General features: G+C 41.6%; 19 protein-coding genes. 16 read left to right on the forward strand and 3 right to left on the reverse strand.

The window, feature by feature from the left end; translation table 11 throughout:
- Window positions 1-125: 125 nt before the first annotated feature.
- The 5 genes from G7058_RS08110 (at window position 126) to yidD (ending at window position 4,009) form a co-directional block, all read left to right on the forward strand.
- On the forward strand, window positions 126-1,196 hold the full coding sequence (locus G7058_RS08110; RefSeq protein ID WP_166063054.1) for an LLM class flavin-dependent oxidoreductase: 1,071 nt from the start codon (window positions 126-128) through the stop codon (window positions 1,194-1,196).
- The gene (locus G7058_RS08115) at window positions 1,197-1,763 is read left to right on the forward strand and encodes an NADPH-dependent FMN reductase (protein ID WP_166063055.1); all 567 of its coding nucleotides are present in this window, start codon (window positions 1,197-1,199) and stop codon (window positions 1,761-1,763) included.
- A 213-nt stretch (window positions 1,764-1,976) separates the two neighbouring features.
- A complete protein-coding gene (locus G7058_RS08120) occupies window positions 1,977-2,471 on the forward strand; it encodes an Lrp/AsnC family transcriptional regulator (protein WP_166063056.1) in 495 nt (164 codons plus the stop codon).
- Window positions 2,468-3,634: an aminotransferase class I/II-fold pyridoxal phosphate-dependent enzyme gene (locus G7058_RS08125; protein ID WP_166063057.1), complete on the forward strand. Its 1,167-nt coding sequence runs from the start codon at window positions 2,468-2,470 to the stop codon at window positions 3,632-3,634. Before G7058_RS08120 ends, G7058_RS08125 begins: the two co-directional genes overlap by 4 nt.
- A 63-nt stretch (window positions 3,635-3,697) precedes the next feature.
- On the forward strand, window positions 3,698-4,009 hold the full coding sequence (gene yidD / locus G7058_RS08130; protein ID WP_227004411.1) for a membrane protein insertion efficiency factor YidD: 312 nt from the start codon (window positions 3,698-3,700) through the stop codon (window positions 4,007-4,009).
- 123 nt (window positions 4,010-4,132) lie between these two features.
- Here the strand turns inward: yidD and G7058_RS08135 are convergent, their stop codons facing one another.
- The gene (locus G7058_RS08135) at window positions 4,133-5,392 is read right to left on the reverse strand and encodes an ABC transporter permease (RefSeq protein WP_166063059.1); all 1,260 of its coding nucleotides are present in this window, start codon (window positions 5,390-5,392) and stop codon (window positions 4,133-4,135) included.
- A complete protein-coding gene (locus G7058_RS08140) occupies window positions 5,385-6,284 on the reverse strand; it encodes an ABC transporter ATP-binding protein (protein ID WP_166063061.1) in 900 nt (299 codons plus the stop codon). Before G7058_RS08140 ends, G7058_RS08135 begins: the two co-directional genes overlap by 8 nt.
- A 239-nt stretch (window positions 6,285-6,523) precedes the next feature.
- On the opposite strand from G7058_RS08140, the gene G7058_RS08145 reads away from it, so the two are divergent.
- From G7058_RS08145 to G7058_RS08155, 3 genes are all read left to right on the forward strand, one after another.
- Window positions 6,524-7,234 (forward strand): helix-turn-helix domain-containing protein, encoded by a 711-nt coding sequence (locus G7058_RS08145; protein WP_166062311.1) that lies wholly within the window; start codon window positions 6,524-6,526, stop codon window positions 7,232-7,234.
- A complete protein-coding gene (locus tag G7058_RS08150) occupies window positions 7,141-8,082 on the forward strand; it encodes an IS3 family transposase (RefSeq protein WP_227004412.1) in 942 nt (313 codons plus the stop codon). Before G7058_RS08145 ends, G7058_RS08150 begins: the two co-directional genes overlap by 94 nt.
- Before the next feature lie 128 nt (window positions 8,083-8,210).
- On the forward strand, window positions 8,211-8,696 hold the full coding sequence (locus tag G7058_RS08155; RefSeq protein ID WP_264372333.1) for a CDP-alcohol phosphatidyltransferase family protein: 486 nt from the start codon (window positions 8,211-8,213) through the stop codon (window positions 8,694-8,696).
- Window positions 8,697-9,521: 825 nt separating this feature from the next.
- Here G7058_RS08155 and G7058_RS08160 read toward each other — a convergent pair.
- Window positions 9,522-10,694 carry a pyridoxal phosphate-dependent aminotransferase gene (locus G7058_RS08160; RefSeq protein WP_227004413.1) on the reverse strand — a complete coding sequence of 391 codons (1,173 nt, stop codon included), beginning with the start codon at window positions 10,692-10,694 and terminating at the stop codon, window positions 9,522-9,524.
- A 343-nt stretch (window positions 10,695-11,037) separates the two neighbouring features.
- On the opposite strand from G7058_RS08160, the gene G7058_RS08165 reads away from it, so the two are divergent.
- From G7058_RS08165 to uxuA, 8 genes are all read left to right on the forward strand, one after another.
- Window positions 11,038-12,780 (forward strand): ABC transporter ATP-binding protein, encoded by a 1,743-nt coding sequence (locus tag G7058_RS08165; protein WP_166063064.1) that lies wholly within the window; start codon window positions 11,038-11,040, stop codon window positions 12,778-12,780.
- Window positions 12,777-14,528: an ABC transporter ATP-binding protein gene (locus tag G7058_RS08170; protein WP_166063065.1), complete on the forward strand. Its 1,752-nt coding sequence runs from the start codon at window positions 12,777-12,779 to the stop codon at window positions 14,526-14,528. The genes G7058_RS08165 and G7058_RS08170 overlap by 4 nt, the downstream gene beginning before the upstream one ends.
- Window positions 14,529-15,136: 608 nt before the next feature.
- Entirely contained in the window at window positions 15,137-15,922 is a 786-nt protein-coding gene (locus G7058_RS08175; protein WP_166063066.1) for an AraC family transcriptional regulator, read from the forward strand.
- A 28-nt stretch (window positions 15,923-15,950) separates the two neighbouring features.
- Window positions 15,951-16,982, forward strand: coding sequence for a Gfo/Idh/MocA family protein (locus tag G7058_RS08180; RefSeq protein WP_166063067.1), 1,032 nt, complete (start codon window positions 15,951-15,953; stop codon window positions 16,980-16,982).
- A 19-nt stretch (window positions 16,983-17,001) separates the two neighbouring features.
- Window positions 17,002-18,078, forward strand: a complete 1,077-nt coding sequence (locus G7058_RS08185) for a Gfo/Idh/MocA family protein (protein ID WP_166063068.1) — start codon at window positions 17,002-17,004, stop codon at window positions 18,076-18,078.
- A 551-nt stretch (window positions 18,079-18,629) separates the two neighbouring features.
- The gene (locus tag G7058_RS08190) at window positions 18,630-19,277 is read left to right on the forward strand and encodes a bifunctional 2-keto-4-hydroxyglutarate aldolase/2-keto-3-deoxy-6-phosphogluconate aldolase (protein ID WP_166063069.1); all 648 of its coding nucleotides are present in this window, start codon (window positions 18,630-18,632) and stop codon (window positions 19,275-19,277) included.
- A gap of 34 nt (window positions 19,278-19,311) precedes the next feature.
- Window positions 19,312-20,727 (forward strand): glucuronate isomerase, encoded by a 1,416-nt coding sequence (gene uxaC / locus G7058_RS08195; RefSeq protein WP_166063070.1) that lies wholly within the window; start codon window positions 19,312-19,314, stop codon window positions 20,725-20,727.
- Window positions 20,728-20,748: 21 nt separating this feature from the next.
- Window positions 20,749-21,801, forward strand: coding sequence for a mannonate dehydratase (gene uxuA / locus G7058_RS08200; RefSeq protein ID WP_166063071.1), 1,053 nt, complete (start codon window positions 20,749-20,751; stop codon window positions 21,799-21,801).
- Window positions 21,802-21,849: the final 48 nt, after the last annotated feature.

The raw sequence follows: 21,849 nt of genomic DNA on the forward strand, positions 1-21,849 counted from the left end.
AAAGTGAGTACTGATTGGTGCTTCATTCCCCATTCTGGTTCTTTAAGCGGGAATCTATTAGAATGATGGCAAATATGCTAAACTATACAAAAGTAAGTAGAATGTGAGATGGGAAGGTTGAGGGCATGGAGAAATATAGAATCAATCCAGATAATGGTCTGGAATTTGGAATTTACACGTTAGGGGATCATTTGGCGAACCCAAATACCGGTGAAAGGATTTCGGCCCAACAGCGGATTCAGGAGATTATTGAATTTGCTAAACTTGCTGATCAGGCGGGAATCGATTTCTTTAGTGTGGGCGAGAGCCATCAAGAATATTTTGCAACGCAGGCACATACGGTCGTGCTTTCTGCAATCGCACAAGCAACGAAAAACATTAAAATAGGAAGTTCCTCAACGATTATTAGTACATCTGATCCCGTTCGTGTTTACGAAGATTTTGCAACGTTGGACTTAATCTCCAATGGTCGTGCGGAGATTATTGCGGGGCGTGCATCGCGGATCGGATTATTTGAGTTGTTAGGCTACGATTTGCGTGACTACGAGGAATTGTTTGAAGAGAAATTTGAACTCCTTTTGAAATTAAATGAAGAAGAAGTTGTGAACTGGGAAGGGCAGTTCCGCGCACCATTACGCAATGCGCAAATCTTGCCACGACCAAAAAATGGAAGTTTGCCGATTTGGCGTGCTGTGGGTGGTGCCCCGGCTAGTGCGATTAAAGCCGGTTATGCAGGTGTGCCGATGTTCTTGGCAATGTTGGGCGGACCCGCTTCACACTTTAAAAATTCAGTGGATGCATATCGTGAAGCAGCGCGACGAAGCGGTTTTGATCCGAGCGAGTTACCGGTCGCAACAGCGGGATTTTTCTTTGCGGCCGATACAACGCAACAGGCGCAGCGTGATTACTATTCCCATATTAATGAAGGGATGAAGTTAACCAACGGAAGCGGCTTTCCTAAGCAGCAATTTGCGCAAGGTGCGGATCCCCGCGATATCATGAACGTCGGGAGTCCACAACAAATTATTGAAAAAATACTTTATCAACATGAGATGTTTGGACACCAACGTTATATTGCACAGATGGATTTTGGCGGTGTACCATTTGATAAGTTAATGCGAAATATTGAGTTAATCGGAAATGAGATTTTACCAGCGATTAAAAAATATACGAAAAAAGACAAGGGGAATGACTAGATGCGAGTAGTTGTTTTGTCCGGGTCAAATGTGGGAACGAAGACGCGGACGGCGATGAATTATACCGTCGCTGAAATAGAAAAAAATTATCCGGATAGTGAAATCACGCTACTGGATTTAGCAGAATATCAGATGCAGTTCAGTGATGGACGGAACTATCTCGAGTACGAAGGAGATACAAAATATATTGCTGAAACAGTGATGAACGCAGATGCGCTGATTATCGGAACGCCTATTTTCCAGGCTTCGATTCCGGCATCTTTGAAAAATGTTTTTGATTTATTACCGGAGAAAGCGTTGCGTGATAAGGTTGTCAGCATGGTTGTTACGGCTGGATCTCCGAAGCACTACTTGATTGCTGAACAACAATTGCGACCGATTCTTTCTTACATGAAGGCACAGCTTGTCCACACGTACGTCTTTATCGAAGAAAAGGATTTCTACCGCAATGAAATTATTAACGATGATATTATTTTCCGTCTTCAACGTCTGGTTGAAGATACGATGGTCTTGACCGAAACGTATCAAACAATTTGGGAAGCCAAAGAAGCCGAATACGGGTTCTAATGAAAGAAGCGCTGTTGTGGCGCTTCTTTTATTTGGAGAAAATTTAACACAAAGAAACGAATTAGAACTATTCAGCTGTTATATAACAAACTTATATATCGTTATACTGTCTTAAAACAAAATTAATCACACTATCCATTGCTAATAGGGGCGGGCGGTGCTAAAATTAAGACAATTTTTTAGTTTTGTTTGGTGGAGAAAGGAAGCGTAAAGATGACTAAAGAGGCAAAAGAAAAAATTCTAAAAATAATTGAGAAAAATAGCCGTTTAACGAATGTGGATATCGCGGTAATGTTGGATTTGGATCCAATGGATGTGGCGACGGCCCTGAAACAAATGGAAGAAGATAAAGTAATTTGCGGCTACCATACCCTGGTAAACTGGGACAAAGCTGCAGATGATGAAGTCTCTGCCGTCATCGAGTTGAAAGTGAATCCGCAGCGTGGAGCAGGATTTGATAAGATTGCCGAACGGGTGTACCAATATCCGGAAGTGGATGCTGTTTATTTGATGTCAGGCGCATATGATTTACTTGTCGAAATGCGAAAAGCACCGATGAAGGAAATCGCTGGATTTGTGGCGAACCGTCTCTCTACAATCGATGAAGTGCAATCAACCGCGACACATTTTATTCTAAAACGCTATAAAGATCACGGTACCTTATTTGTTTCGGAAGATCGTGACAAACGGATGGTGGTTTCACCGTGAGAAATCCGTTAAATCAAAAAGTTCAAGCAATTAAACCATCCGGTATTCGCCGTTTTTTTGAAATTGCGAATGAAATTCCCGGTGTTATTTCTTTAGGTGTGGGAGAACCCGACTTCGACACGCCTTGGGTTATTCGTGAAGAGGGGATGTATACCCTCCAAAAAGGGTTTACTTTTTATACGGCAAATGCCGGTCTGATGGAACTCCGTCAAGAAATCAGTAACTATCTTTACCGGAAATACAACCTTTCTTACAGTGCGAAAGATGAAGTTTTGGTAACTGTCGGGGGAAGTGAAGCGATTGATTTGGCGTTGCGCGCAATGTTGGATCCGGGCGATGAAGTGATTGTTCCGGAGCCTAGCTACGTTTCATATGTTCCATGTGTCGTGTTGGCGGACGGGGTTCCGGTTACGATTCCGTTGCAGGAAGCGCACCAATTCCGCCTGCAACCAGAAGAACTGGAAGCAGCCATTACACCAAAAACTAAAATGGTCGTTCTTTCCTATCCGAATAATCCAACCGGTGCGATTATGAATCAGGAAGATTTGGAAGCTATTGCAAAAGTGATTATTGATAATGATTTGTATGTCATTAGTGATGAAATCTATAGTGAATTATCCTATCAGGAAGAGCATATCAGTATCGCATCTCTGCCAGGGATGCACGAACGAACAATCGTAATCAATGGTTTTTCGAAAGCATTTGCGATGACCGGATGGCGTCTCGGCTATGCAGCAGGTCCGAAAGTGATTTTGGAAGAAATGACGAAAATTCATCAATTTGCGATTATGGCGGCACCGACTTCCAGCCAGTATGCCGGTATTGCAGCATTACGAGACTGTGACCGAGAAGTTCAAGAAATGCGTGAGAGTTACAATCAACGCCGTCGTTATTTGATGAATGCTTTGAAAGAGTTAAATCTCCCTTGTTTTGAACCTTATGGTGCTTTTTACGTCTTTCCAAATATTTCAGAATTCGGCATGACTTCGGAAGAATTTGCGACACAATTAGTGTTGGAAGAGAAAGTAGCCGTCGTTCCGGGAAGTGCCTTTGGAGATTCCGGCGAAGGGTTCATTCGGATTTCATATGCCTATTCGATTGAAGAGTTGCGTGAGGCCTTCTTACGTGTCGGTCATTTTATCGAACGCTTACGTAATCAATAAAGTTCAGTAAACATGAACTTCGTTACTAAACGTCGTATAATAAAGACAGAAAGGGCGGTCACAATGAAAAAGATATTAATCAAAGGTGTAAGAGGCTACCAAAAGAATATTTCGCCTCTCTTTCCGCCGAGTTGTCGTTATTATCCGACGTGTTCTACTTATATGATTCAGGCAATTGAAACGCACGGTGCGGCCAAAGGAACGTTAATGGGGACAGCACGGATTCTGCGTTGCCAACCATTTGTTAATGGGGGTTTTGATCCCGTACCGAAGAAATTTACGTTACGCAGAAATCCCAACGCGGATGAACAACTCATCGCGATGCGCGAGGAAATGGAAAAGCGAGTAGAGTCTGATTTGAAAAAAATGTCATGAATAAATGGTTGTGTTTATCTATTAAGGATAAATACAATCATTTTTTTTCATTTAGGGAGTATCTTTGATAGGGGCAGAAAAACAGGACTCTCGTAATCTTTCGAGAGTCCTGTTTCATTTAAATTAATTTTTCCCGCTTGCTCTGTCATTTCGAATGCTCCGAATAGAAGTCTGAACCGTTTTAAACATCCCGGCATCTGAGTAGATCAGGACGTTTGAACGATACAACATCATTGAAATGAAAGTGATGAGGACCGTAAAAGCAAACATAACGACCATCGAAATTCCAATTTCAGAGGCGCCGGCTGTTTCAGAGGCGATTCGGAATGGCATAATGAATGGTGTGAATAAAGGAATGTGGGAACCAATTTTAATAATCGGGTGTGTCGTATTCACAAGCGCGAACATCCCACCGTAAAAGCCCATTAAGGCGATAAATACGATTGGTGTAACGGCTTTGGATACATCCTCAATTTTCGAAACAAGTGAACCTAGGAACGCAGCGATAACGGCGTATAGGAAAATTCCCATTACAAAATAGTACATGGAAACGCCGATGACAGCGCGAAGCGTTTGGAAAATATCGATTCCTTCCGGCATAAGATTCTTCACAACATCGAATTGGAAGGCGATGATACCCATCAATGCATAGAAGCCAATTTGTGTTAAACAAATGAAGAAAATCGCTGTGAGTTTACCAAAGAAATGGGTTGTAGAATCAACACTGGATAAAATAACTTCCATAATCCGGGTGCCTTTTTCAGATGCAATTTCTTCAGCAATGATACTAGAGTACGTCATGATAAACATGAATATTGCAATACTAATGGCATAGGCAGCGCCCAACTTGATGCCACTTTCGGTTTGATCACCGTAAACAACATTTCCATCTTCGAAAGAAATCGTGTTTGATTCGATAACGGGTGGGGTGGACAACGTACTAATATCTTCAGCGGACAAATTTAATTCTTCCGCTTGTAATGTGATTTGTAAGTTGGCGAGCAAAGCTTGAATATAAGTCAAATCAAGTGTTTCACTGTCTGATGTATGGATGTAAGAAGCATTGAAAATGCTACCTTCTTGCGCAACCGTTAAGTAGCCGTCCAAACCTTCCAATTCCATTAACTTTTCAGCATCTTCAACAGATGCTACGCCGGATTCAACAGCATAACTCGTGTTCTCCTGTTGCAGAACTTCCGTTACTTCAGGAGAATCAGAGAAGACCGCGATAGTGGGTACTTCGGTTTCGATTGTTTCAATGTATTTGAAAATACCACCAATAATAGCTAAAAGGATAATCGGACTCAGCATCATCGTAACGAATCCGAGTGATTTTACATTTTTACGATAAACTTGCCCAACGATAACCCAAAATTTACTCATGTGTCGCACCTGCTTTCAAACGGAATATTTCATCCAGAGTGGGTGGCTGTTGGCTGAAAGTAGGGATATAGCCATTTTTAGTCACTTCTGTAAAAATAGCGTGGCCGTAAGATGGATCCTCTAAATCCAGAACTTGGAAGCCATCCGCATTATGGGAAACGGTCTTAACACCTGGGAGAGCCAATAGTTGGTCATCGCTTAAGGGTGACTCCAAGAAAAGTTTAGTCCGACCGAACTGCTCGCGAATGTCCGTCACGACACCTTTTAAAACAACAGAACCGTTTCTTAACATAACTAAATGATCGCAGATATCTTCAACGTTATTCATATTATGACTTGAGAAAATAACACTGGAGCCGTGCTTACGTAGTTCCTTGATTCCTTCTTCTAACAGGCTGGCATTAACAGGATCCAAGCCACTGAACGGTTCATCCAGAATAATGAGTTTCGGTTCATGTAGCAAAGTAGAAATGAGTTGGACTTTTTGTTGGTTCCCTTTGGAGAGCGTTTTAACTTTATCCGTTTTCTTACCTTTTACTTGGAACTTATCCATCCAGTAATCGATTTTCCCTTTGACATCATTTTTCGACATCCCGCGTAACTGTGCAAAATAAATGAGCTGCTCTTCAATCGAAACCCGTGGATAGAGTCCGCGTTCTTCTGGTAGGTAACCAATGACATTGTAGTCGTCTTTCGTAAGTGGTTTACCATTCCAGAGGACAGCACCGCTATCTGCAGTCAAAAAATCGAGAATCAAACGAAAGGTTGTTGTCTTTCCGGCACCGTTTTGGCCAATCATACCCATGATTTCGCCTTCGCGAATTGTAAATGAAACGTCATCCACTGCTTTTAGGCTGCCAAAGGACTTGTATAGCTGTTTGACTTCTAACATGTATGTTCCTCCAAACGTAATTTACTTGTAACAACTTGATTATACGCTTAATATGTCTAATTCGAAAGTTAAAACCGAAGTAGTAAAAGAAATAATTTAGCGTATTCGGGTTCTCTTTCGCATCGTAATCATGCGCTATATGGTATTATATTTGTAAAAGGGAGGCTGGCTATGAATGATAAGCTCCCTTCAAAGTAGACACTGAAAAAAACAAACTACTTTGAAGGGGGTTTTTTTCTATGACTAGAAAACATACCGATCCAGAACTGTTACATTTAATTGATTTACACCTAAGGGGTGTTTCTTATCGAACACTTGTTGATCAGCACCATCTCAAACTATCTGATACCACTTTTATGAATTATGTCCATCGGTACCAGGACCATGGCATGGAAGGGATCCGCTCCCAGAAGAATTACCGCAGTTACTCGAAAGAATTCAAGCAGAAAATTGTAGCTGAATACCTACAGACGGGTTACGGCTTTTCATACTTAGCCGCTAAATATAACATTCCATCTAAAACAACGGTAAACAAATGGGTAATTCGATATACTGAAGGAAAAGAGAATGAGACATATTCTCCGAAATCTGAGGTGTACAACATGACGGGTGTTAAAAAATCATATGAAGAAAAATTAAAAATCGTAGAAGATTACATAGCCAATCGCCTGACTTATCTGGAAGCAGCGGAGAAAAACCATGTAAGTTACAGTAACATTTATTCCTGGGTGAATAAATACAAAAAGCATGGACCGATAGGTCTGGAAGACAACCGGGGCCGCGGGAAGCCCACGGAAATTCAAACAACGGAAGAACGTTTAAACGCAGAAGTAGAGACACTTAAAGCCCGGAACAAATGGCTAGAAATGGAGAACGATGCGTTAAAAAAGCGCCGAAAAATCGCTGGGAATCACAAATCACAGGGGTTAGACAAGAAGTGGAATATTTAACTATTGAAGAATTAAAGCATAAATATCCCGTTATCCATCTTTGTGACATACTGGGTATCGCCAAATCCAGCTACTATAAGTGGTTAAAACGGGAACCCTCAGAAACAGAATTAAAACGCCTGAAACTGATGTGGGCGATCAAAGGAATCCACGAGGCATTCGGTGGGATTTACGGCTACCGAAGAATGACCATCTTTCTCAACTTTTTTAGAAGAGCGAAAGTGAATCATAAGTGTGTACACCGCCTCATGAGAATCATGGGGATCACAGCCGTCATCCGTCGCAAAAGAAGGAACTACGTGCCACACAAAGCTGCACATGTGGCTGAAAACATCTTAAACCGTGATTTCCACGCTGAAAGACCCATGGAAAAGTTATTGACGGATGTCACGGAATTCCGGTTGACCAATGGGACAAAACGTTACCTGAGCGCTATTTATGACCTCGGGTCAAAGAAAATCGTGGCTTATAAAACCAGTCACCGCAATGACAACCCGTTAGTACTGGATACACTAAAGCAGATTTTGGGTGATGTAAAGCCTGAAACCACACTGATTCATAGCGACCGCGGTTCCCAGTACACCTCCCATGCCTTTAACAAGATGATTAAAGATCACCAGATAATCCATAGTATGTCACGCGTCTCGAAATGTATTGACAACGGCCCTATGGAAGGCTTTTGGGGTACCCTCAAGGTGGAGATGTTTAACCTGGATACGTTTGACAGACCAGCGTACTTAGACCGGAAAATCAAGGCATACATCGCGTTCTTCAACAATGAACGCGTTACTTTGGATATGGGATTAGCAATTCCTACGGAAGAGAAGATTCTACAAATGATTGCATAAACGCTACAAAAAAAAGACCACACATTTTTACATGCATGGTCTAAAATACTTTGTTTTTTTACCTGTCTACTTGACAGGGGGCAGTTCAGAAACATGTACCGAATCTTTTGACCTTATTACGTTTATTTATGATTCCTATTTATTTGCTGGTTTTCTATATGGAAAGCCCCAACGCGTTACAGTATGCGTTATATATTTTTATTGCTGCCAGTTTTACCGATGTATTGGATGGCTACTTGGCCCGCAAATATGAAGTAGTCTCGAAATTCGGGATTGTGGCTGATCCTTTCGCGGATAAAATGATGCAGGTTGCGGTTCTTTATACCCTCTATGACACGGGTTATCTGGAGGTTTGGTTTTTCTGGATTATCTTAGTGAAAGAAGTGCTGCAGATAGTGTTGGGTGTGTGGATAGTCAGTCTGAAGCCGCGTATTATTATCCCGGCAAATATTTTCGGAAAAGCAACGACTGTGTTGGTATTTCTAACCATCATTCTCGCAGCTTTCCAAATTCCTGGTATATTCTGGATGCAAGTCGTGGTTGCACTTCTCGCAATTATTACATTTTCTCAGTATATGTTGAAATTCTATCAAAAATACCAAGCGCGCAAATAAAAAAATCTTACTCAGCCTAGCTGGGTAAGATTTTTTGTTTATTATTGTGATTAACAGCGGCTGAGTAGTCGTTTTATCCGCAAAACGCTGACTCAAACGTGAAACTGGCTTTGAGTAGTCGTTTTATCCGCAAAACGCTGACTCACACGCGAAACTGGCTTTGAGTAGTCGTTTTATCCGCAAAACGCTGACTCACACGCGAAACTGGCTTTGAGTAGTCGTTTTGTTCGTAAAACGCTGACTCAAACGTGAAACTGGCTTTGAGTAGTAGTTTTGTTCGTAAAACGCTGACTCAAACGTGAAACAGCCTTTGAGTAGTCGTTTTATCCGCAAACCGCTGACTCACACGCGAAACTGGCTTTGAGTAGTCGTTTTGTCCGCAAAACGCTGACTCAAACGTGAAACTGGCTTTGAGTAGTCGTTTTGTTCGTAAAACGCTGACTCAAGCGTGAAACTGGCTTTGAGTAGTCGTTTTATTCGTAAAACGCTGACTCACACGCGAAACTGGCTTTGAGTAGTCGTTTTATCCGCAAAACGCTGACTCAAACGTGAAACTGGCTTTGAGTAGTCGTTTTATTCGTAAAACGCTGACTCACACGCGAAACTGGCTTTGAGTAGTCGTTTTGTCCGCAAAACGCTGACTCACACGCGAAACTGGCTTTGAGTAGTCGTTTTGTCCGCAAAACGCTGACTCACACGCGAAACTGGCTTTGAGTAGTCGTTTTATCCGCAAAACGCTGACTCAAACGTGAAACAGCCTTTGAGTAGTCGTTTTATCCGCAAACCGCTGACTCAAATCCAATATGGACTCTGAGTGCTCTACCACTAATGCAACTCCGGATAAGCCCGAGCCACATATTCCCCAATCCGCGAAATAGCTTCTTTCAAATCTTCGGTTGACTGGGCAAATGAAATTCGGAGATAACCTTCACCCATCGAACCAAATGCAGAACCGGGTGTGATAGCAACGTGAGTATGCTCTAATAATTCCATCGCAAACGCTTCTGATGATTTATTGAAGGCCTGGATATTTGGGAAAGCGTAGAAGGCGCCTTCTGTTTTCAAACACGTGAAGCCGGGAATTGCGTTCAGACCATCCACAACGATATGACGACGTTCATCATAAGCCTGTAAGTATTCACGTACGATTGTTTGGTCGGATTCTAGAGCTGCAACGGCAGCATCTTGTGTGAAAGGAGCCACCGCAAAGCCAATCCCTTCGCGGAATTCTGCCATGACGTGAATCGCTTGTTTATGACCCACAACATACCCAGCTCGCCAGCCGGTCATCGCATAAGTTTTCGAAAAACTGTTCACAACGAAATGATTCTCGCTGGCGCCTGGAATTTGGAACAAGCTGACATGTTCCTTGCCGTCATAAATAATATTTTCATAGACCTCATCCGATAGAATTGTAATTTTATGTTTATCGGCAACGGCTAGAATCGCTTCATAATCTTCACGGTCCAAAATCGAACCCAAGGGATTATTCGGCGAATTGATAATCAGTAGTTTAGTCTTGTCCGTAATCGCTGCTTCGATGTCTGCTGCTTGAATCTTAAATTGATTCTTTTCGTAAACAGGGACGTCAACTGCCTGCGCACCGACTGACATAATCTGCCCCAAATAGTTCGGGTAGTGTGGATTGGAAACCAACACTTCATCGCCTTCGTTCAATACACTCATCATCACTAATAAAATACCTTCTGTAGCTCCAAACGACGCCATAATATTATCCGGCTCGAATTGAAACCCAGTCATTTTAGTATATTTATCCGCAACTGCCGTTTGGAAATTATGTTCGCCCACGTTGGGTCCATAGTACGTACGATTTTCGTTAATGCCCTGAATAGCAGCCTGCTTAATAAAATCCGGTGTTTCAAAATTAGGTTCACCCATTGTCAGCATAATCGGATTGCCGATTTCACGCGCGCGTTTTGCCATTTTACGAATGCTGGATGCTGGGTAGTTTTGTGATAATGTCGACCATTGATGCATAGAATATGCCACCTCTAACTTCTAAATTTATTCTAACTATCATAACAGTTTCGTTGCTTCTGGGAAAGTACTAGTTTTTCTTACGAAAATTTCATTTAACACTTGTTCTATTAAATGCAAACGGTTAAAATAGAAACAGACTAAGAAAAGGAGGGTAACACAATGAATAACATTGTTGCAGTACACGTTTACAATCAATACGAAACTACCTCCTTCCATAGAACGATTTGACCATTTATTTTAAATGAAAATGGGCGTAATCTGTCACGGACGGATTACGCTCTTTTTGTGCTTATTTTTAATAAGTGGAATCGTAGGAAGGCAGAAAAGAGGGAAAGACAGAATGTTTAGTGTCATGTTTAAATTGAAAGACTTCTTTAAGCAAAACAAAAAAGATTATCTTATTTCATTTTTTACGATGATTGCTAGTAACTTGTTTAGTGTTTTTATTCCGTATTTAATCGGGCGAATCATCGACAGCATCATCAAACAAGAACTAACCGGTGCCTTATTAATGAAATTCGGCGGTGCCTTTTTATTCAGTTTGGTTGCAGCTTATTTATTAGAGTTCACTTGGTCCTATTACCTTTTTACAGGATCGGCCAAACTTCAACGCGATATGCGTAAAAATATGATGGCGCATTTTTTGAAGATGCGTGCTTCATTTTATGAAAAATTCCGAGTAGGGGATTTGATGGCCCGTTCTACCCAAGATATCCGCTCGATTTCGGATACAGCTGGTTACGGCATGATGGTGCTGATGAATGCGACACTCTTCTTGGTAACGATTATTACCATGATGGGCGTATCTGTATCGTGGCGTCTGGCTTTATTTAGTTTATTTCCTCTGATATTTTTGGCGTATACATTTGGTAAAGTCGGTAATATCGTTGAGAAACGTTATACGATTGCCCAAGATGCTTTTTCTTCCTTAAATAACGATGTACTAGAAGTCATTGATGGCATCCGCGTGATTCGCGCATATGTCAAAGAGGAAGATTACGTGGACACGTTCCGCAAAGAGACAGAGAGTATGTTGGGTAAAAATAATAAAGTAGCTGAAGCGAATGCACTGTTTACGCCGATGGTTAAGTTCTTTATTACGTTTAGTAATATCATCGCCTTTGGTTACGGGGCGTACCTGGTCAGCCAGAATGTATTGACGGTTGGGGATATAGTCGCGTTTCAAATGTACCTCGGTATGATTGTATGGCCAATTATTTCCATCGGTGAATTAACGAATGTTCTGCGTCAAGGTAGTGCATCGATGATTCGGGTCGAAGAAGTGCTGGATACAAAAGATAATATGGAAGAAAGTGGCTTGAAATTAATCGAAACAGCCGATGATATTATTATGCATGGGTTGGATTTCCAATACCCATCCAGTACAGATAAGAACCTGAAACAAATCGATATCGTGATTCCAAAAGGCAAAATGTTAGGTGTCGTAGGGAAGACTGGTGCCGGTAAAACGACATTCCTGCGTCAATTATTGCGCCAATATCCGCTTGGAGAAGGCGAGTTTCGTTATGGCGATACGAATGTCTTGGATTATCAAGGCCGTCATTTCCAAAAGTTAATTGGTTACGTTCCGCAAGACCATGTCTTATTTTCTCGTAGTGTTCGGGAGAATATCGCTTTTGGGAAAGGGAGCGCGACTGACGAAGAAATTATGGAAAGTGTTCATATCGCAGCGTTTGAGGATGATTTGTTGCGAATGGAAAAAGGTCTCGACACGATGATTGGTGAAAAAGGTGTGTCGATTTCGGGTGGTCAGAAGCAGCGTGTTTCGATTGCACGGGCGTTGATTAAAGATCCGGAGATTCTTATTTTGGATGATTCACTCTCAGCGGTGGATGCCAAAACCGAACAAAAGATTATTGCAAATATTCAAAACGTTAGAAAAGGGAAGACAACGATTATCTCAACCCACCGCCTTTCCGCAGTGAAACAAGCCGACGAAATTGTCGTTTTGGAAGATGGTGTGATTATCGAAAGAGGTACGCACGAAGCATTACTGAAACTTGGTGGTTGGTACTATACCCAATTTCTTCGTCAAGAATTGAAAGAAGGTGACGAAGAATGAAAACATTCAAACGACTTTTAACATATATGAAATTTGATAAATTAAAATTTGTAGTTGGTTTTGGTTTGTTGATTGCTGCGGTGTTCGCGGACTTGTCAGCACCATTAATTGCACAACGCGTGATTGATGATGTCATTACACCGGCAGCTGCTGAGGGCGTATTTGTCACAAACGTCTTATTACGTTTGTTGGTCATCTATGCTGTTTTAATGCTGTTGACTGCGGTATTGCGTTACATCAGTTTCTTGATTTTAACGAAAGCAGCGAATAGTATCGTGAAACGGATTCGTGACGAAGCATATCGTCACTTACAAACATTGCCAATCCGGTACTTCGATAACTTGCCGGCCGGTAAAGTGGTTTCTCGCATTACAAACGATACGGAGGTCTTGCGTCAACAGTTCTATGTCGCAACGATCAGTAATGTGATGTTAAATATTACCTATGTAATTGGAACGTACATTGCGATTACGCGCCTGCACAAAGGATTGGGAATAGCTTTATTAGTATTGCTTCCTTTAATGTTTATATGGCATAAGTTTTATAGTAAGTACGCAGGTGCATTGAGCCGGAAAGAGCGTGAATTGAATAGTGACATCAACGGAAAGATTAATGAATCGGTCCAAGGGATGTCGATTATTCAAGCGTTCCAACAAGAAGAGCAGATTGCTGATGAGTTCCAAGTCATTAATAATGAATGGTTTGAAACGGAACGTAAATACGTGCTTCTGGATTCAGCGGCACAATTTACTTTAGGAGGGTTATTGCGTCATATAGCACTCTTACTGATGATGGTCTATTTCTCCACGCAATATTTAGACGGTGTATTAGGGATTTCGATTGGTACGCTGTATGTGTTTGGTGATTACATCACACGTCTGTTTGACCCGATTCAAGGTATTATCCAGCAAATGGCATTCGTTCAACAGGCGATTGCGGCGGGTGAACGGGTTTTTGAATTAGTTGATACACCGGGCGAAGTGGAGAAAGAAGGCGAACTTCCGGTTGCAGCCGGAGAAGTTTCCTTCGACCATGTCAGCTTTGGTTATAGCGATGACAAGAAAGTATTGAAAGATATTCACTTTACTGCGAATCCGGGCGAAACAGTTGCATTGGTGGGGCACACCGGTTCCGGAAAGAGCTCTATTATGAACCTCTTGTTCCGCTTCTATGATCCGCAAGAAGGCCAAATTAAAATTGATGGGCATGCGACGACAGACTATTCCCGTCAAAGTGTCCGTAAAGGTATGGGGATTGTGTTGCAAGATCCGTTTCTATTTACCGGTACGCTGGAATCCAATATCACTTTGGGCGATCCGGGTATCGATGCAGAAACAGCGAAGCGTGCACTTCTGGAAGTGGGCGGAGGCCCAATGTTGAGTCATTTCGAAAAAGGGATGCAGGAGCCCGTTGTGGAAAAGGGTGCAACTTTGAGTTCCGGACAGCGTCAATTGATATCATTTGCGCGTGCACTGGCCTTTGATCCGAAGATTCTAATCTTAGATGAAGCGACGTCTTCCATTGATACGGAAACCGAGCAAGTTATCCAACACGCGATGGATGTGTTGAAAGAGGGGCGGACGACATTTATCATCGCGCACCGCTTATCTACGATTCAACATGCGAATCAAATTCTGGTATTGGAAAGCGGCGAAATTGTTGAACGTGGGACACATACTGAATTGTTACAACAAAATGGTGTCTATGCCCAAATGTACCGGATGCAAAAAGAAGGAAACGGTGCGTAAGTGAGTTAATAGGAAAGAAGAGTGGGAAAAGTCCCTTTTTAGTAATAATTTATAGTCTGAGTAATTAAAAACACCGTCATATCAAGGATTATTCTTCCTAGATATGACGGTGTTTTCTAATTTAGCTAGTTGTTTCCCATTCGAACTCGTTGTAAATAGTTTTAAAATCAGTTGGTCGGTGAATTTCCCATTCGAACTCGTTGTAAATAGTTTTAAAATCAGTTGGTCGGTGGTTGAAGGTAACATCAACGATAAAAAGCAAGCCATTTAAACCAGAAGGTTATTTGTTGGAAATGGTCGGAGGGCAGCGGGGCATTTCCATCTCATCTCGGATAACTTAAAAAATGCTCCCTTTCTATAGCTGTTAACTCCCTTAAGTTAATGACAAAGCGGCTATCAGATCTGCTTTTTTTTTGACTCTTAGTCCTGTTCGTGAACGTTCTAACAAAAAAAGCACTTCTGGTCAACCGCAAACCAATGTAAGCAGTTGCAGTCATTGTTAAAAAGAAAACGGTTCATATATAATTATTAGGAGCTTCCGAAAGGAGGAGAGCAGAATTTCTATTAAATTGAGAGCAGTTTATCGAAAAGAAGGAAAAGAGTCCGAAATGGATTTTAAAGAACAACCAAAGTTCGAAATGATATTGGTGCACGCAGGTAACTGTCGCTATTTAGTAGGTAACAAAATTTATCCGCTCCGCCCGGGAGACTTGCTTTTACTTGATGGGAAGACCATTCAAAGTGCCTATGTATTCGACGAAAGCGAAACGTATGAACGAAGTATTATCCAATTTCATTCAAAATGGCTCCAACCATTGTTGGAAGAACTGGGTGTCGCTTACTTACTCGATTTATTCAGTGAGAATCGCAATGGAAAGATTCGTTTATTTTCCAAAGAGGATGCCGAAGCCATTGAGCACTCGTTCTTAAAAATTGACCAGTTGAACGATTTGACCCATAATTATAAGCATGAAGCACTACGAAAAACAATGATTACTGGGCTTTTATTACGAATCGACCTCTCTACGGTCGCAATTCGAGACAAAAGCCGTCTATATAAAGATGAAAAGATAAAAATCGCCGAAGACGTATTGACCTATATTTTCCAATACTACCGTGACGCAATCGCCATTGAAGATATCGCAAATGGCCTGGAATTAAGCAAATCCTATATTTCACACGTATTTAAGGAAATGACTGGATTTTCCATTATGAATTACTTGATGCGCTACCGTTTGTCAGCTTCCACAAGCGCTTTGTTGACTGATCAAACAAAGTCCATCAAGGAAATTGCGTATGAGCACGGATTTGAAAGTGACGCGCATTTTAGCCGATTTTTCAAAAAAAACTTCGGTCAAACGCCTAATCGCTTTCGAAAAAGCTATTCCTTATAAACTTAAGAACAGAGAGAGATGAAATGAGATGCTGAAAGTAGCAATTATCGGTTTAGGAACGGTATCCAAAGTCCATAGCCAAGCCATCCTAGAGACGCACAATGGCAAACTAGTAGCGGTTTGTGATAGTGATGAAGAAAAGAAAGAGGATTATCCCGGTATTCCTTTTTATACAGATGTCGCGGTAATGCTCGCGGCTGAGGAGTTGGACGTTGTTCACATTTGTTTGCCGCATCATCTTCACTATCCGATTACGAAAATATGTGCCGAGAGCGGTGTGCATATTCTCCAAGAAAAACCATTAGCGATGGATTACCACGAAGGCCTTCTGACTGCTGAATTGGCCAAGAATGTACCGGGGAAAATAGGAATTTGTTTCCAAAATCGTTACAATTCGACCTTTCAAGAATTGCTGCGGCGATTGAAGGCTGAAGATCACGGAGCCATCAAAGCAATCAAAGGGTTGGTAGCATGGAATCGAACAGAAGATTATTACACCGATAAACCATGGCGGGGTAAATGGGCAACAGCGGGTGGCGGAACTATCATTAATCAAGCCATCCATACATTGGATTTAATGCAATTATTAGGTGGCGAATTACAAACCTGTAAAGCCAGTCTCTCTAATCTTACGGATTATGCTATGGAAGTCGAAGATACGGCTGTGGCGAACTTTACTTTCGAAAATGACGTAAGAGGCTTCTATATGTCGACTAATGCCTATGCAACGAATGCAAGTGTCGAAATTGAAGTAGTAACTGAGAAATGCACCTACATGATTAAAAACAATCAACTCTTTGTGATAGACGAGAATGGCGATTTCGAATCGTTGGCCCGCGATCAGCAACGAGCCGATACGAAATCGTACTATGGTCCAAGTCACGGGATTATCATCCAGCGTTTTTATAATGCTATTGAACATGATACAGCTGACTATGTGTCCGTTGAAGAAGCACTGCCATCAATGTTAATGATTGATGCAATGAAAGAATCCACACGTTTGGATCAAACGATTCAGATGGTAGATTTAATAAAGGAATCTAAAATAGGAATGTATTAAAAAATGGAGGGGTTTAAGAATGGCATCTAAAGATGGAATGAATTATGCACCAAAAGGGAAAGAGAATAAGGTAGTTGAGCCAGGCGAATTTGTAGTAGGGGTAACAGCATTGGACCATGGCCATATTAATGGTATGACAAATGGTTTGTTGGAAGCTGGGGCAACGATCAAGTATGTATATGATCCAGACGCTGAGAAGTTGAAAGCGTACCAAGAACAATTCCCGGATATTCCAGCGGCAGAATCCTTGGAACAAATCTTGGAAGACCCGGAAGTGCAACTCGTAGCAGCTGCGGCAGTTCCAAATTTACGCAGTGCTTTGGGGAACCGTGTGATGCGTGCAGGGAAAGACTACTTCACGGATAAAACAGGTTTCACAACGCTTGAGCAACTGGAAGAAACGAAAAAAGTTGTGAAAGAAACAGGTCGTAAGTACTGGGTATATTTCAGCGAGCGTCTGCACGTTGAAGGAGCAGTATTAGCGGGCCAAATGATTGAAGAAGGTAAAATCGGTCGCGTGATTCAAGTGACGGGATTCGGCCCACACCGTTTAGACAAAGAGAAACGTCCAGAGTGGTTCTTCAAGAAAGAGCAGTACGGCGGAATTCTAGCAGATATCGGAAGCCACCAAATCGAACAATTCCTACACTTCACCGGTAATACAGATGCAAAAGTATTGCACAGTAAAGTTGGCAACTACAGCAATCCAGATACGCCAGAATTGGAAGATTACGGTGATGCAACACTCGTTGGTGATAACGGCGCCACCTTTATCTTTAAAGTTGACTGGTTTACTCCAGACGGGTTAGGCATTTGGGGAGATGGCCGTACCTTCATTACAGGTACAGAAGGAACCATTGAAATCCGTAAATACATCAACGTTGCAACGGATACATCAGGTGACCATGTCTTCTTAGTGACAAAAGACGGCGAAGAACATCATCAAGTGACAGGCCAAGTAGGCTTCCCGTTCTTCGGCGAGATGATTTTAGATATTATTAATGGAACAGAAAAAGCAATGACACAAGCTCATATCTTTAAAGCGCAAGAATTATGTCTCCTTGCCCAAGAACAAGCAATGAACATAACTGAATAATAAAAACGATGCGGAACCTGGCTTAGGAGTCAGGTTTCACATTTGACTGAGAGAGCGGTGAACGCTGTTCGTTTGCTTGAACGGTCAACATAATAAAGAAAGCGCTTGCCTTTGACGGCAAACGCACATTTTTACAACTTGAAGTCATTATAGTACATTTGCCAAACAGTGGGTTTGCTTGCTATACTTGTAGTGTAGAAAGCAACATACGCAGACACTTTCGAACTAGAGATTTGTAAGCGTATGGCAGCACGAATAGCAGAATATGGACTATCAAAAGAGCAATCGATTGATAGAGCCTCAGCATTTTGGAAACATTAACAAAACTTTCGAGCTTACATCAGTCTGACTTGAAAGTGAGTAAATCGCGTTCTAAAAGTCACCTGTCCGCCACTTCGTTCAGTCACTCATTGCGAACGGTTATTGGAACTGTTGGATGAAGTAAGGCAAAGTGGGTGAGGGTTAATAAAGCTTTATTGAAAAAAGTTGGATCGCAATGCGATATACCGTTTCACATTGTGAAACGGTAATTACGAAACGGAGGAAAAATAATGAGTTTCAAAAGAGATGTCTTGAATCAAATGCAACAAAACTTTCTATTTGCAGTCGTTCGTGGGAAAACCCAAGAAGAAGGATATGAAATTTCGAAAGCAGTCTACGAGGGTGGTATTAAAAACGTTGAAGTAACGTTTTCTACTCCGAACGCAGAGCAAGTAATGCGTCGTTTAGCTGATGAATTTGAAGGAACAGACATGGTTGTAGGTGCGGGTACGGTATTGGATGAAGTATCAGCAAGACTTGCAATTCTAAATGGTGCGAAATTTATTGTTAGTCCGAACTTCAATGAGAAAATCGCAAAAATGTGTAACATCTATACAATCCCTTATTTACCAGGTTGTGGAACAATTACTGAAGTTTCTCATGCACTGGAAGCTGGTTGTGAAGTGGTTAAATTATTCCCAGGCGGTTTATTAGGACCTGGATTCATTAAAGACCTACACGGTCCAATTCCATGGGTAGAAGCAATGCCATCAGGTGGTGTAGCGTTGGACAACATGGACAAATGGATTGCAAACGGTGCTTGGTCTGTTGGTGTCGGAAGTGCTTTGACTAAAGGAATGGCTGAAGGCGGTATGACACAAGTAACAGCAAACGCGAAGGAATTTGCTGATAAATTGGCAGCTATCCAAGGTAAATAATTTTCTTAACCAACAATAAGGAGGGTTTTACTAGATGTCTTTTATTCATGATGATTTTATGTTGCAAAGTGAAACAGCGAAACATTTATACCATGATTTTTCAAAGAACATGCCGATTTTTGACTACCACTGTCACTTATCACCACAACAAATTGCTGAGGACCACACGTTTAAAAACGTAACAGAGCTGTGGTTAGGCGGCGACCACTACAAATGGCGCGGGATGCGTGCAATGGGTATCAGTGAGGAATTGATTACAGGAGATGCTTCAGACGAAGAGAAATTCGAAGCCTGGGCATATGCATGTGAAAATGCAGTCGGTAATCCTTTGTTCCACTGGTCGGCGTTGGAATTAAAACGCTACTTCCACATTGACGAATTACTAACGAGCAAGAACTGGAAAGAAATTTACGACAGATGTAACCAAGTAATTGAAGAAGAGAACTTAACAGCGCGCAAGTTGATTAAGAACTCCAACGTTACGTTTGTATGTACAACGGATAACCCGACTGATGATCTGGCTTGGCACAAGCAAATCGCTGAAGATGACTCTTTCGATGTAGCGGTTCTTCCAGGATTCCGTCCAGACGAAGCATTCGCTGTTCAAGATGAGTCGAAATTTACAAACTTCCTAGCGAAGATGAAAGAAGTAACGGGACGCGAGATGACAAGCTTTGCTGATTTGTTAGCAGGCTTGGAAGAACGTATTCAATACTTCGCAGACCACGGATCGAATATTTCTGACCATGGTTTGACAACGATTCACTACGCTGAAGCAACGGATGAGGAGATTGAAGCAATCTTCCAAAAAGCTGCTAAAGGTGAAGAAATAACGACAGAAGAATACGCGAAATATCAAACAAAACTGTTTGTTGAATTAGGTAAAATTTATCACGCTAAGAAATTCGTGATGCAATTGCACTTCGGAGCAATCCGTAACAACAACAGACGTATTTTCAAAAACATTGGCCCGGATGCAGGAGTAGACTCAATCACGGATCAACCGAACGTAAGTTATGCATTGAATAACTTAATGGGCGCGATGGACGAAAACAATCAGTTACCAAAATTGATTATTTACCCATTAGACCCAACGTACTTTGATTTAGCTGGTACGGCGGCTGCGAACTTCCAAATGAATGCTGAGGGAATCCGCAGCAAAGTTCAATTGGGTTCAGGTTGGTGGTTCAACGATACGAAATACGGCATGTTGAAACAATTGAAATCCTTGTCTGAATCAGGCCTATTGATGAACTTCGTAGGAATGCTGACAGATTCAAGAAGTTTTGTATCATACACACGTCACGAGTACTTCCGTCGTTTACTATGTGATTTTATCGGTGACTTGGTAGAACGCGGCGAAATTCCAAACGATGATGCATTACTAGAAAAATTAATTACAAATATAAGCTACAACAATGCTGTTGAATACTTTGAATTCAAAAAATAAAAAATAAGGAAGTGTTTTTGTATGGAAATGTCATTCAGATGGTACGGTCATGATGATCCAGTTACTTTAGCAAATATTCGTCAAATCCCAGGTATGGAAGGAATCGTTACAGCAATTTACGATATTCCAGTTGGAGAAGTTTGGCCACTAGAACGCATCAAAAAATTGCAAGCTGACGTAGAAGAGCACGGTATGTATATCAACGTTATCGAGTCTGTTCCCGTTCACGAGTCAATCAAAATTGGTCGTCCAGATCGCGATACATATATTGAAAACTACAAGCAAACACTTATTAACTTAGGTGAAGCTGGAATTCCAGTTGTCTGTTACAACTTCATGCCAATCTTTGACTGGACACGTTCAAACTTGGCTTACGAATTACCAGATGGTTCAAATGCTTTGATCTTCGACGAAGAAGAAGTAAACAAAATGGACCCACGTACGCTATCACTTCCAGGTTGGGATGAGAGCTACACACCAGAAGGCATGAATGCATTGATGGACGAGTACAAAGAAGTTGATGAAGAAAAACTATGGGAAAACCTAGAGTACTTCATTAAAGCAATCATGCCAGTTGCTGAAAAAGCAGGCGTGAAGATGGCAATCCACCCGGATGATCCACCATACTCAATCTTTGGTTTACCTCGTATCATCACAGGTGGCGAAGCGTTGAACCGTTTCATCAACTTGTATGATTCAGAATATAACGGTGTAACATTATGTGTTGGTTCTTACGCATCAGATCCTAAGAACGATACAATTGCAATCTTGAAAGATATGCTTGCTAAGAAACGTGTTAACTTTATGCATGCACGTAACATCAAACTTGTTGGTGGACGTTCATTCGAAGAGTCAGCTCACTTATCTGAAATGGGCTCAATCGACATGTACGAAGTTGTTAAAGCATGTGTTGAAGCTGGATTCGAAGGCGCAATCCGTCCTGACCACGGTCGTATGATCTGGGGAGAAACAGGAAAACCGGGTTACGGTTTGTATGACCGTGCATTAGGAGCAACTTACCTAAACGGTTTAGAAGAAGCAGTTAAGAAAAACTTGGCAGCTCAAAACAAATAATTTCATAAAATTCTCAAGCCCCCGATAGATTGGGGGCGCGAGATTTCT

The sequence above is a fragment of the Jeotgalibaca porci genome (assembly GCF_011299095.1).
Taxonomy (GTDB): Bacteria; Bacillota; Bacilli; order Lactobacillales; family Aerococcaceae; genus Jeotgalibaca; species Jeotgalibaca porci.